Consider the following 12,252-nt stretch of genomic DNA (forward strand, 5'->3'; position numbering starts at 1 on the left):
TGAAGCGCTACATTGGTTGGCAACAACAACGGAAGCCCGCCATGAACGATGTCCAGTTCTCGCCCGACGAGCTCGCGACCCTGCGCGAGCATGGCGTGGTCCTGTTCGCAGACCGCGTGATCTTCGAGGCCCAGCCGCCCATGTCGGCGCAGCGGATCGTCGCCATCGAGGCGCTGTGCGCCGGCCCGCTCCCCGAGGCGCTGGCCGCGCTGTGGCGGCAGACGGCGGGCGGGCGGCTCGACTACGACCTGTCGCTGCCGATGAGCGGCAATGTGGAATCCATCAGCTGGTCGGAACTGTTCTGGGACGGCAGCGACGGCTACCGCGACCTGCAGGGCTGGATCGAGCATGAACAGGAGCTGGCCGAAGAAGCCGCCAAGGAAGAAGGCCGCTCCTGGAGCGGCAAGCTCACGCACCTGCCCTTCGGCGGCTTCGAATACCTCGACCGCGTCTATGCGGTGGTCGAGCCCGGCCCCGAGCACGGCCGCATCGTCGCGTGGAAGCACGGGCTGCCGCCCGCCTGGACGCACGCGCTGCACGAAGACAGCGTGAGCACCATCGCGCCCGACCTGCGCGGCGCCTTCGCGGCCCTGCACCTGGACGAGGATCCGCTGGCGCCCACGGGAGACTATTTCTCGGGCCAGGCGCTGCTGCAGTACCTCGACGACCGGCACCAGGACCACGGGCTGGACCTCGACCTGATGGACAAGCTGGTGGCCTTCTATTGCCGCGCCGTGGTCGACTGGCGCACGCCGCTGGCGGACGGCACGCTGCGCCGGCTGCCGGCCATTGCGCGTGCCGCGCTGCACCACGCGATCGGCACCGACGACGCGGACCTGGTGGCCGAACTCGCGGCCGCCGGCGTGAGCTTCGACGGCCCGCAGCAGGGCAGCGCGCTGGCCACCGACGTGGCCATCGGCCAGGGCGCCTTCGCCGCGGCCATGGCGCTGGTGCGCGCGGGCGCGCCGGTGGCGCGCGATGCGCTGGGCAATGTCGACGGGCAGATCTCGCCGGAGCTCACGGGCGCGCTGCTCGCCAACGGTGCCGAGCCCAGCGTGGCGGCCATCGTCAAGTGCGCGGCCTGCGGTGCGCCCGCCAGCGCGCACCTGATCGCCGATGCATGCGCAGAAGCCGGCATCGACGTGCCGCCCGCCTTCGTGATCGAACGCGATGCGACGCTCGCCGAACTCGAAGCCACGCTGCTCGAGGTCCGGGAAGGCACGCACGGCCATTACCTCGGTGCCGAGGGCCTGGCCGAACGCATCGAGCACCTGCAGACCTTCAGGCTCTGAGTGCACGCGGCGCGACTGCCGCCGTGCAGTCAGCCGCCATACAGCCAGGGCTGGTCCAGCAGCCGTGCGCCCAGCGCGCGCATCGCCAAGTCGCGGCCGATGCGCACCGCACCAGCCGCATGAAAGATCTGGCCGTTGCGCCGGGCTTTGGCCTGCACGAGCGCGTTGCGCTGCCAGCGTGCCTCGGCATAGCGGGCGAAGGCGGCCGGCACGTCGGCCGCACTGCCTTGGCCCAGTGCCTCGGCCAGGGCCACCGAATCCTCGATGGCCATGCCTGCGCCCTGCGCCAGGTAGGGAACCATCGGATGCGCGGCATCGCCCACCAGTGCCACGCGCTCGTTGGCCATCTCGGCTGCAGAGGCCAGCGGCGGCCGGTCGCTGAGCGTCCAGGCGCGCCAGCCGGGCATGGCTTCGAGCAGTGCCTGCAAGGCGCGCCCACTGCGGCCCGTGGCCTTTTGCAGTGCGGCGAGGCTGCTGGCCTGGTCCCAGTCGCGCGCATCGCCGGCCGGCGCCGACTCCGCGATCACCACCACGTTGAGCCAGGCGCCGCCGCGCACCGGGTATGCCACCGCATGCAGCTGCGGGCCGAGCCACACGTCGATCCGGCCGCGGCGCAGGGCCTGCGGTAGCGCGGCCTGCTCGGCCATCGCGCGCCAGGCCGTGTGGCCGGTGGCGCGCGGCGGCTCGGCTGCGGACGGCACGTCGAGGCGCTGCCGCGCGAGGCTCCAGAGCCCGTCGGCACCGACCAGTGCCTCGCCCTCCCAGGCCCGCGCACCGCTGCTCGAGATGCACACGAGATCGTCGCTGGTCTCGACCTGCGCAATGCGCGCATCGGTCACCAGGGTGCCGCTGCCGCGGGCGCGCACCGCTTCGAGCAGCAGCGCATGCAGGTCGGCGCGGTGCACGCAGAAATAAGGGGCGCCGTAGCGCTCGCGCATGGCATCGCCCAGTGGCAGGCGGGCCAGTTCGGCGCCGCTGCCCGCGCTCTGCACCACCAGGGCATCAGGCCGCGCGGCGATGGACTCCAGGCCTTCGGCCAAGCCCAGTTGCGCGAGGCGCCGCGTGACGTTGGGCCCCATCTGGATGCCGGCGCCGATCTCGGCGAACACGGGCGCCTGCTCGAAGACATCGACGCGGTGGCCGCCGCGGGACAGTGCCAGCGCAGCAGAAAGCCCCCCGATGCCGCCCCCGACGACGAGGATGTGCGTGGGCATCGGCCTCAGCGGCTGCGCGTGGGCAGCGAGTCGTGGCCGGCTTTTTCGGATTCGGGTTGGTTGGCGGGCGTCTTGGGACCGCAACTGCCGCAGCTGTCGCAGGAGCCGCAGCCCGAGGTCTTGGCGAGCGAAGCCGCCAGCTGCTCGGCGCGCTCCTGGTCGACCAGCCCGGCGCGGTGCGTGCCGGCCGCGAGCTTCTGCGCGGCGCTGCGCCGCCAGCCCGCAGGCATCCAGCGCCAGACCGCATAGAACGCGGCCGCCGCGACGATCAATCCGACGATCAATTGCTGTGTCATGTCCGTTTACTCCAACGCGCGTTCGAGACTAACCCAGAAACATCGCGCAAACCTTGCGGCGGGTCATCCGGCACCCAGCGCCACCGCCACGCGGTAGGTGATGAAGCATGCCAGGTAGGCCAGCGCGAACAGGTAGCCGGCCATGATCCAGACGTACTTCCATGAGCCGGTTTCGCGCTTGACCGCCGCGAGCGTGGAAATGCACTGCGGCGCAAACACATACCAGACCAGCAGCGACAGCGCCGTGGCGAGCGACCAGCTGCCCGCGATCAGCGGCTCGAGCTGGCCGGCCACGTCGTCGCCGCTGGCCGAGAGCGCATACACCGTGCCGAGCGCGCCCACCGCCACTTCGCGCGCCGCCATGCCGGGCACCAGCGCGATGGAGATCTGCCAGTTGAAGCCGATGGGCGCAAAGATGTGCTCCAGGCCGCGGCCGATCATGCCCGCCAGGCTGTACTGGATGGCCGGGCCCGTGGCGCCTTCGGGCGGCGACGGGAAGGTCGACAGGAACCACAGCAGGATCGTGAGCGTGAGGATGATCGTGCCCACGCGCTGGATGAAGATCCACGCCCGCTCGTAGAGCCCGAGCGCCAGGTTGCGCAGGTTGGGCCAGCGGTACGCCGGCAGCTCCATCATCAGCGGCGAATGCTGCTTGCTGTCGCGGAAGCGCTTCATCACCCAGGCCACCGCCATGGCCGACACGATGCCGAAGACATACAGCGCGAACAGCACCACGCCCTGCAGGTTGAACACGCCGCCCACGGTGCGTGCCGGAATGAAGGCCGCGATCAGCAGCGCATAGACCGGCAGGCGCGCCGAGCAGGTCATGAGCGGCGCAATCATGATGGTGGTGATGCGGTCGCGCCAGTTGCTGATGGTGCGCGTGGCCATCACGCCAGGAATGGCGCAGGCGAAGCTCGACAGCAGCGGAATGAAGGAACGCCCCGACAGGCCCACCGTGCCCATCACGCGGTCCAGCAGGAAGGCCGCGCGCGGCAGGTAGCCCGAATCTTCCAGCGCCAGGATGAACAGGAACAGGATCAGGATCTGCGGCAGGAACACGATCACGCCGCCCACGCCGGCAATCACGCCGTCGACCAGCAGGCTCTGCAGCATGCCTTCGGGCATGTGGGCCTTCAGCAGGTCGCCCAGGCCTTCGGTCGCGGCCTTGATGGCGTCCATGGGCACGTTGGCCCAGCTGAATACGGCCTGGAACATCAGGAACATCGTGACCGCGAGCACCAGGAGGCCCCACACCGGGTGCATCACCACGCGGTCGATGCGGTCGCTGGTGGCCAGGCTGCCGACCGGCTCGTGCACGGCCAGGCCGAGGATGCGGCGCACTTCGCGCTGCGTGGCCAGCACGTCGTCCAGCCCCGGCGCCTGCCAAGGCAGCGGCGCGGCGGCAGCCACGGGCGCATCGAGGGCTTCGAGCAGGCCCTGCGCGCCGCCCGACTGCACGCCCACGGTCTCGATGACCGGCACGCCCAGTTCGCGCGACAGCACGGCCGTGTCGACCGCGATGCCCTGCTTCTTGGCCATGTCAGTCATGTTGAGCGCCACCACCATCGGCAGGCCCAGGCGCTTGGCCTCGAGCACGAGCCGCAGGTTGAGCCGAAGGTTGGTGGCATCGGTCACGCACACCAGCAGGTCGGGCAAGGGCTCGCTGCTCTTGCCCGTGACCACGTCGCGCGTCACGGCCTCGTCCACGCTGAGCGCGTTGAGGCTGTAGGCGCCCGGCAGGTCGAGCACGAACACGCGCCGGCCCGACGCGGTGCGCAGCGACCCTTCCTTGCGCTCGACCGTCACGCCGGCATAGTTGGCCACCTTCTGGCGGCTGCCGGTGAGCAGGTTGAACAGCGCCGTCTTGCCGCAGTTCGGATTGCCCAGCAGCGCGATGCGCGCCGGCTGCGCCGTGGCCGCAAGGCGGCCCGGTCCCTGGATGACGGCCTCAACCATGGCTTGCGCCCTCCGGCACGCCGGGTGCCACGTGGATCAATGCGGCCTCATGGCGCCGCAGCGCGAAGGTGGTGTGGCCCAGCCGCACCGCCAGCGGCTCGCGCCCGGGCAGGCCACGGGCGACGATGCGCACGGCTTCGCCCGGCACGAAGCCGATCTCGGTCAGGCGCAGCACGAGTTCGCGGTCGTCCGCGCCCTCGGGGCGGGCCACGTCGAGCACGGTGGCCCACTGGTTGTCGGGAAGCTGGTCGAGCCGCAGGCCGGAAGATGCCGGCGCGGCCCCGAAATTGTTGGTTTGCACGGTAAGAAAGTGCGCCCGGATTCGGGGCGCGCCAATGGAGCAAAAGCTAGATGCTATCAATTCTCAATCGCAGAAACCTGACCAAGCCCCTTTGACCTCGGGGGGCGGACTCTTTTTCGCGTGGATCCCGGCCGCTCGGGGCGCACTCAACCCAGTTCGATGATGCGTGCCGACACGGCATCGCCGTCGACGATGAGCTCGGCCACGGCAATTGGCAATTTGAATCGGCGCGGGCCGGCGCTGCCTGGATTGACGTAGAGCACGCCACCGCGCTCCTCGATCTTCGGCTTGTGGGAATGTCCGGAGACCACCACGCGAACCCCGGCGGGGACGGCCGCGAGCTGGGACAGGTCGTGTATCGCATGCACGAGCACGCCGCCAACCTTCAGCAAGGCCGTTTCCGGAATGCGGTCGGCCCACGGCTCGCGGTCGTTGTTGCCCCGCACCACGGTCAGCGGCGCGATGGCGGCGAGCACTTCGAGGATGCCGGCGTCGCCGATGTCCCCGCCATGCACGATGAAATCGCTGCCCTGCAGCGCCGCCGCGGCCTCTGGTCGCAGCAGGCCGTGGGTGTCGGAAATAAGTCCGACGCGGGTCAAGCCGCGAGCAGCTGCCTGAGCACGAACGGCAGGATGCCGCCGTGCTTGTAGTAGTCGACCTCGATCGGCGTGTCGATGCGCAGGCGCACCGTCACTTCCTGGTGGCTGCCGTCGGCGCGGTGCACCACGAGCTTCACGTCCATCTGCGGCTTGAGTTCGCCGCCGATCACCACGTCGATCTTCTCGTCGCCCACGAGGCCCAGCGTCTGCCATGAATCGGCGCCGCGGAATTGCAGCGGCAGCACGCCCATGCCGACCAGGTTGGCGCGGTGGATGCGCTCGAAGCTGCGCGCCACCACGGCCTTGATGCCCAGCAGCTGCGTGCCCTTGGCGGCCCAGTCGCGCGAGGAGCCGGTGCCGTATTCCTCGCCGCCGAAGACCACCGTCGGCACGCCCTGCTCCATGTACTTCATGGCGGCGTCGTAGATGAACATCTTCTGGTTGCCGGGCTGGAACAGTGTGACGCCGCCCTCTTCCTGCGTGCCGTTGACGTCGGGCGGAATCATCAGGTTCTTGATGCGCACGTTGGCGAAGGTGCCGCGCATCATCACGTCGTGGTTGCCGCGCCGCGAACCGTAGCTGTTGAAGTCGGCCTTGGCCACGCCGTGCGCCTTGAGCCAGATGCCCGCGGGCGAGCTCTCCTTGATGGAGCCGGCCGGCGAGATGTGGTCGGTGGTGATCGAGTCGCCGAAGAGCGCCATGATCCGCGCACCCTTGAAGCCCGCGTCCGAGGCGTGCGGCTCCATCTTGAAGCCCTCGAAGAACGGCGGCTCGGCAATGTAGGTGGAAGAAGGCCAGTCGTAGACCTGCCCCGTCGTGCCCTTGATGCTGCTCCAGAACTTGCCGGGGTCGGTCTTGACCTTGTCGTAGTTCGCGCGGAACGACTTGGCGTTCATCGCATGGCGCAGGTTCTGGTCGATTTCCTTGGGGCTCGGCCAGATGTCGCCCAGGTACACGTCCTTGCCGTTCTTGCCCTTGCCCACGGGCTCGGTCATCAGGTCGACCATCACGTTGCCCGCGATCGCGAAGGCCACCACCAGCGGCGGCGAGGCCAGGAAGTTGGCCTTCAGGTTCGGATGGATGCGCGCCTCGAAGTTGCGGTTGCCCGAGAGCACGGCAGCGCCGACCAGGTCGTTCTTGACGATGGCGTCGTTGATCTCGGGCGTGAGGTCGCCCGCATTGCCGATGCAGGTGGTGCAGCCGTAGCCCGCCAGGTAGAAGCCCAGCTTCTCGAGGTACGGCAAGAGGCCTGCCTTCTCGAGGTATTCGGTGACGATGCGCGAACCCGGCGCGAGCGAGGTCTTGACGTGCGGCTTGACCGTGAGGCCCGCCTCCACCGCCTTCTTGGCCAGCAGGCCGGCCGCGAGCATCACGCTCGGATTGGAGGTGTTGGTGCACGAGGTGATGGCCGCAATCAGCACGTCGCCGTTGCCGATGGTCACGCCGCCCTTGGGCGCCGGGGGCGCCGTGGCGCTCACATGGGCCGCTGCCTTGGTCGAGCGGTTGGCCACCATCTCGACCACGTCGCGCGGCGCGCCCGGCGGCGGTGGCGCGGCTTCCTCGTCGTCGCCCTGGCCGTTGGCGGCCAGCGGATAGCGCAGCTTCAGGCGCTCGGGCGGCTGGTTGAAGCCGTTGGCGTCGTTGGGCTTGCTGAAGAGCTCGGAGAACTTGGTCGACAGATGGCCCAGGTCGATGCGGTCCTGCGGCCGCTTCGGGCCTGCGAGGCTCGGCGACACGGTGCCCAGGTCGAGCTTGACGATCTTGGTGTAGTCGATGTCGCCGGGCGCCGGCATGCCGAACAGGCCCTGCGCCTTGTAGTAGGCCTCGAAGCGCTCGACCTCCTCCTTGGTGCGACCCGTGCCCTCGAAGTAGGCCACGGTCATTTCGTCGACCGGGAAGAAGCCCATGGTGGCGCCGTACTCGGGCGCCATGTTGCCGATGGTGGCGCGGTCGGGCACCGCGATGGAGGCGGCGCCGGGGCCGAAGAACTCGACGAACTTGCCCACCACCTTCTCGGCCCGCAGGATGGCGGTGACGTACAGCACCAGGTCGGTGGCCGTAACGCCTTCGCGCAGCTTGCCGGTGAGCTCGAAGCCCACCACGTCGGGCGTCAGCATGTACACCGGCTGGCCCAGCATGGCGGCTTCGGCCTCGATGCCGCCCACGCCCCAGCCGACCACGCCCACGCCGTTGATCATGGTGGTGTGGCTGTCGGTGCCCACCAGCGAGTCGGGGTAGTACACCGGCACCTCGGCGTCGTCGCTCGAACTCTTGTAGACGCCGCGCGCAAAGTATTCGAGGTTGACCTGGTGCACGATGCCGAAGCCCGGCGGCACCACGCCGAAGGTGTCGAAGGCCTGCATGCCCCATTTCATGAACTGGTAGCGCTCGTTGTTGCGCTGGAACTCGAGCTTCATGTTGAGGTCGAGCGCCTTGGGCGTGCCGTAGTAGTCGACCATCACCGAGTGGTCGACCACCAAGTCGACCGGCACCAGCGGCTCGATGGTCTTGGGCGACTTGCCGAGCTTGGCGGCCACGCTGCGCATGGCGGCCAGGTCGGCCAGCAGCGGCACGCCGGTGAAGTCCTGCAGCACCACGCGGGTGACGACGAACGGGATCTCGTCGATGCGGTCCGCGTTGGGTGCCCAGCGAGCCAGCTCTTCGACATGCTTGGCCGAGACCTTCTTGCCGTCGCAGTTGCGCAGCACCGACTCGAGCACGATGCGGATCGACACCGGCAGCCGTTCGACGCTGGGATATTGCTTGGCCAGCTCCTTCAGCGACCAGTACTTGCCGGACTTGCCCGATGCGGTCTTGAAGGTCTTGAGGGTGGACGCAAAGGCGTGCGCCGGTGCTTTGGCCATTGAGGAACTCCTGATTGTTCGTGGAAGCTCTTCAAGGATAGCGGGGAACGATGTCAGTTGCTGTAATCGGTCTTCCATCGCAGGCCTTCGACACGCGGCGTTCCTCATCGCGAAAAATGCCGGATGAATGGGCGTGGCCGGCATCCCGCGTACTCAGGCCAGGGCCATGCCCGCGCCGCCCCGCGTGCGGCGCAGGCCGGTCCACTGCAGCTCGGCCAGCACCACCACGCACAGCGCCTGCGCCAGGACCCAGGCCGTGCCCAGTGCGGTGACTGCGAACACGCCGCTCATCAGCAGCGCGACGCAGGCCACGGCCCAGCCGAAGTTGCCGGCCACCACAAGGCCGATCAGCGTGCGCGGCGGCGTGCGGCGGCTGGCCATCAAGGCCGCGGCGGCCGCGTAGATCAGCAGGAAGACACCGGTTCCCATGAGCAGCGGCGCCGGCAGGCCGGTCAGCCCGGCGAGCGCGCCGGTGAACGCGACCTGCAGCGCACCGGTCGCGGCGCACGAGGCGGCGTCGGCCCACATCACGTTGGGCAGGAAGCGGGGGGATGCAAAGACGGGCATGAGACTCTCCTTCGGGTGGTACGCCGCAAGCCAGTCCTGCCGCGTTGGAGCCAATGATTCCGTCTGGCCTGCGTCGCGTCGATGACCTCGGAGGTCATGGCGCCGCATCGGCGCCGCGCCAGAATGCGGGCCATGAACACCGTCCGCACCCACTCCACCCCGGCCGGCCAGCCCGGCGCGCGCGATCCCTTCGGCGCCCACCTGCGGCACTGGCGCACCCGCCGCCGGCTGAGCCAGCTCGACCTGGCCCAGGAAGCCGAGGTCTCGACCCGCCACCTGAGCTATGTGGAGACGGGCCGCGCCGCGCCCAGCCGCGAGATGGTGCTGCGCCTGGCCGAGCGGCTCGACGTGCCGCTGCGCGAGCGCAATGCGCTGCTGGTGGCCGCAGGCTTCGCGCCGATGTACCGGCAGCGCTCGCTCGACGACCCGGCCATGGCCTCGGCGCGGCGCGCGGTGGACCTGGTGCTCAAGGGCCATGAGCCGTTCCCCGCACTGGCCGTCGACCGGCACTGGAACCTGGTGGCGCACAACGCGCTGGTGCCGATGCTCATGGCGGGCGCCGCACCCGAGCTCGTGAAGGCGCCCATCAACGTGCTTCGCTTGAGCCTGCATCCCGACGGCCTGGCTTCGCGCATCGCCAATCTCGCGCAATGGCGCGCCCATCTGCTCGAACGGCTGCAGCAGCAGATTGCGGCCACCGGCGACACGGTGCTGCAGGCCCTGCACGACGAGCTCGAAGCCTATCCCTCACCCCAGGTGAGCCACGACACACCCGCCGCGGACACGGAGCTTTCGGGCGTCGTGGTGCCCTTTCAGCTGGCCACGCCGAACGGCGTGCTGAGCTTCATCAGCACCACCACCATCTTCGGCACGCCGGTGGACGTCACTTTGCAGGAACTGGCGGTGGAGTCCTTCTTTCCGGCCGATGCGCAGACGGCCGCGGCGCTGGCTGCACTGGCGGCGCAGCCGGCCGGCTGAGCGCCGCGCGCGCCTGCTGCTGCGCGAGGCCTTCGAAGTCGTCGACCTGGATCACCTTGTCGGCGGCCTTGAGATACGCGAGCGCCAGTCCCGGATCGGGCGCCGAGCATGCGGCCTCCTCGAACGAGCGGGTACGCCGCAGCGCCTTGTTGAGCATGGCCGCGGTGTCGCCCCCGAGCTGCTCGCCCAGTTCCATCGCATGCATCAGGTCACGCAGGCCACCGGCCGCGGGCTCGCTGAGGTCCGGCGCCAGCCGCTGGACGATGCGCGGATTGATGCGCAGCAGCTCGGCCAGCGCCATCAGCTGCACGTCGCGCAGCGGCGCCAGGTGCGCGGTGCGGCGCAGCACCAGCGTGCCGATCACGCGCCGGCCGGCGGTCGGCAGGTTGGCATACAGGTCGCGCAGGATCTTCCCCGCCTCGTCCAGCTGCAGCCGGATCGCGGCCTGCGCAAAGGGGAGCAATTCGGGCGCCGCATCGACCCGATAGCGCCACACGCTGGCACTGGCCAGGTACAGGTGCGCGAGCACGTCGCCCAGCCGCGCCGACAGCAGCTCCATGCGCTTGAGCCGGCCGCCGAGCAGGCCCATGGCCAGGTCGGCGGTGAGCGCGTACTTGGCACTCATGCGCGCGATCAGCCGCGCCTCGCGCGCCAACGCCTCGGGTGGCTCGCCCAGCACCGGCGCGCCGAACAGGCTGTGCCACAGATTAGCGGCCACATGCTTGCCGTGCGCGACAAGCGCCCGCCCCAGCGCCTTCTCGTCGCGCGCCTGCACGGCCGCCATTTCGTCCAGCACGTGCGGATGGCAGCGGATCGCGCCCTGGCCGAACACGATGAGTGCGCGCGTCAGGATGTTGGCGCCCTCCACCGTAATTGCGATCGGCGCCTGCCGATAGGACACGCCCAGCAGGTTCGACGGCCCTGCGATGATGCCCTTGCCGCCCAGGATGTCCATGCCGTGGTTCACGGCGCGCCGCCCGGTCTCGGTGAGCTGCACCTTGAGGATCGCGCTGGCCACGCTCGGCCGCTCGCCCTTGTCCAGCGCGGCCGCGGTGAAGCGCCGCGCCGCATCGCTCGCATAGAGCTCGGCCGACATCTGCGCGACCAGCCCCGCAACCGCATGGAACTTGCCGATCGGCAGGCCGAACTGCTCGCGGATCTGCCCATAGCCGTTGCTCACGAAGAGCGCCGTCTGCTGCATGGCCGAGCCGAGCGCGGGCAGCGAGATGGCGCGGCCCGCGGCCAGGCATTCCATCAGCATGCGCCAGCCCTGGCCCACCTGCTTTTCGCCGCCGATCAGCCAGTCCACCGGCACGAACACCTGGCGGCCATGGATCGGGCCGTTCATGAAGGCGCTGTCCATCGGACGGTGCCGCCGGCCGATCTCCATGCCTTCGTGCGGCACCGGAATCAGCGCGCAGGTGATACCGAGTTCACGCTCGCCCTCGGGCCTGCTCTCGTCCACCGCATGGAAGGCCAGCCCCACGACGGTGGCGACGGGCGCGAGCGTGATGTAGCGCTTGTCGAAGTCGACCAGGAAGCCGCGCGTGCGCCGGCCGCCGAATTCGCGCTCGACCAGGACGCCGCGGTCCGGAATGGCCGCCGCGTCGGAGCCTGCGTAGGGCGAGGTCAGCCCGAAGCATGGAAGCTCGCGGCCGTCGGCCAGGCGCGGCAGGTAGCGCACCTTCTGCGCGTCGGTGCCATAGCGCAGCAGCAACTCCGCGGGCCCGAGCGAGTTGGGCACCATCACGGTCACGGCCGCGGCGATGTTGACGGTCGCGATGCGCGCCACCACCGTGGCGTGCGCGTAGTGGCCGAACCCGAGGCCGCCGAATTCCTCGGGAATGATCATTCCGAAGAAGCGCTTGCTGCGCAGGTATCGCCACACCTCGGGCGGCAGGTCGCGCGCCTGGTCGATGGCGTGGTCGTCGAGCATGCGGCACAGTTCGCGCACCTCGCGGTCCAGAAAGGATTGCTCGCGCTCGCTGAGCCGGTTGGGCCCCATGGCCGAGAGCACGTCGAAGTCGGGGCGCCCCGCAAAAAGCAGGCCTTCGAAGCCGACGGTGCCGGCCTCGAGCGCGGCACGTTCGGTGTCGCCGAGCGGCGGCAGCGCCTTCGAAAACGGCTGCATGGCCCATCGGCCGATCAGGGAGGCCAAAGGCATGGCGTGTCTCCTTGTTCT

10 protein-coding genes are annotated in these 12,252 nt (G+C 69.5%); 2 read left to right on the forward strand and 8 right to left on the reverse strand.

The window, feature by feature from the left end; genetic code table 11:
- Positions 1–41: 41 nt before the first annotated feature.
- On the forward strand, positions 42–1,292 hold the full coding sequence (locus L1081_RS13295) for a carbohydrate kinase family protein (RefSeq protein ID WP_489412634.1): 1,251 nt from the start codon (positions 42–44) through the stop codon (positions 1,290–1,292).
- 29 nt (positions 1,293–1,321) lie between these two features.
- Here the strand turns inward: L1081_RS13295 and L1081_RS13300 are convergent, their stop codons facing one another.
- From L1081_RS13300 to L1081_RS13330, 7 genes are all read right to left on the reverse strand, one after another.
- Entirely contained in the window at positions 1,322–2,506 is a 1,185-nt protein-coding gene (locus tag L1081_RS13300) for an FAD-dependent monooxygenase (RefSeq protein ID WP_489412635.1), read from the reverse strand.
- Positions 2,507–2,511: 5 nt separating this feature from the next.
- Positions 2,512–2,802 carry a DUF6587 family protein gene (locus L1081_RS13305; RefSeq protein ID WP_489412636.1) on the reverse strand — a complete coding sequence of 97 codons (291 nt, stop codon included), beginning with the start codon at positions 2,800–2,802 and terminating at the stop codon, positions 2,512–2,514.
- A gap of 63 nt (positions 2,803–2,865) precedes the next feature.
- A complete protein-coding gene (gene feoB / locus L1081_RS13310; RefSeq protein WP_489412637.1) occupies positions 2,866–4,761 on the reverse strand; it encodes a FeoB small GTPase domain-containing protein in 1,896 nt (631 codons plus the stop codon).
- On the reverse strand, positions 4,754–5,062 hold the full coding sequence (locus L1081_RS13315) for a FeoA family protein (RefSeq protein WP_319430691.1): 309 nt from the start codon (positions 5,060–5,062) through the stop codon (positions 4,754–4,756). The genes feoB and L1081_RS13315 overlap by 8 nt, the downstream gene beginning before the upstream one ends.
- Before the next feature lie 146 nt (positions 5,063–5,208).
- Positions 5,209–5,661, reverse strand: coding sequence for a YfcE family phosphodiesterase (locus L1081_RS13320; protein ID WP_489412638.1), 453 nt, complete (start codon positions 5,659–5,661; stop codon positions 5,209–5,211).
- Positions 5,658–8,525, reverse strand: a complete 2,868-nt coding sequence (locus L1081_RS13325; RefSeq protein ID WP_489412639.1) for an aconitate hydratase AcnA — start codon at positions 8,523–8,525, stop codon at positions 5,658–5,660. The genes L1081_RS13320 and L1081_RS13325 overlap by 4 nt, the downstream gene beginning before the upstream one ends.
- Positions 8,526–8,678: 153 nt before the next feature.
- Complete coding sequence (locus tag L1081_RS13330) at positions 8,679–9,092, reverse strand: hypothetical protein (RefSeq protein WP_489412640.1); 414 nt, start codon at positions 9,090–9,092, stop codon at positions 8,679–8,681.
- 132 nt (positions 9,093–9,224) lie between these two features.
- Here L1081_RS13330 and L1081_RS13335 point away from each other — a divergent pair, with 132 nt between their 5' ends.
- Positions 9,225–10,070 (forward strand): MmyB family transcriptional regulator, encoded by an 846-nt coding sequence (locus L1081_RS13335; RefSeq protein WP_489412641.1) that lies wholly within the window; start codon positions 9,225–9,227, stop codon positions 10,068–10,070.
- Here L1081_RS13335 and L1081_RS13340 read toward each other — a convergent pair.
- Positions 9,976–12,234, reverse strand: a complete 2,259-nt coding sequence (locus L1081_RS13340) for an acyl-CoA dehydrogenase (RefSeq protein WP_489412642.1) — start codon at positions 12,232–12,234, stop codon at positions 9,976–9,978. The genes L1081_RS13335 and L1081_RS13340 overlap by 95 nt on opposite strands.
- Between the last annotated feature and the right edge of the window lie 18 nt (positions 12,235–12,252).

It is taken from the genome of Variovorax sp. MSC1_012 (genome assembly GCF_023667525.1).
In the GTDB taxonomy this organism is placed as follows: Bacteria; Pseudomonadota; Gammaproteobacteria; order Burkholderiales; family Burkholderiaceae_C; genus Variovorax; species Variovorax beijingensis_B.

Bases quoted from the DNA above. Each gene is read 5' to 3' on its own strand.
- L1081_RS13295 (WP_489412634.1), top strand. From the start codon at position 42: ATGAACGATGTCCAGTTCTCGCCCGACGAGCTCGCGACCCTGCGCGAG.
- L1081_RS13335 (WP_489412641.1), top strand. From the start codon at position 9,225: ATGAACACCGTCCGCACCCACTCCACCCCGGCCGGCCAGCCCGGCGCG.
- L1081_RS13340 (WP_489412642.1), bottom strand. From the start codon at position 12,234: ATGCCTTTGGCCTCCCTGATCGGCCGATGGGCCATGCAGCCGTTTTCG.
- L1081_RS13330 (WP_489412640.1), bottom strand. From the start codon at position 9,092: ATGCCCGTCTTTGCATCCCCCCGCTTCCTGCCCAACGTGATGTGGGCC.
- L1081_RS13305 (WP_489412636.1), bottom strand. From the start codon at position 2,802: ATGACACAGCAATTGATCGTCGGATTGATCGTCGCGGCGGCCGCGTTC.
- feoB (WP_489412637.1), bottom strand. From the start codon at position 4,761: ATGGTTGAGGCCGTCATCCAGGGACCGGGCCGCCTTGCGGCCACGGCG.
- L1081_RS13325 (WP_489412639.1), bottom strand. From the start codon at position 8,525: ATGGCCAAAGCACCGGCGCACGCCTTTGCGTCCACCCTCAAGACCTTC.
- L1081_RS13300 (WP_489412635.1), bottom strand. From the start codon at position 2,506: ATGCCCACGCACATCCTCGTCGTCGGGGGCGGCATCGGGGGGCTTTCT.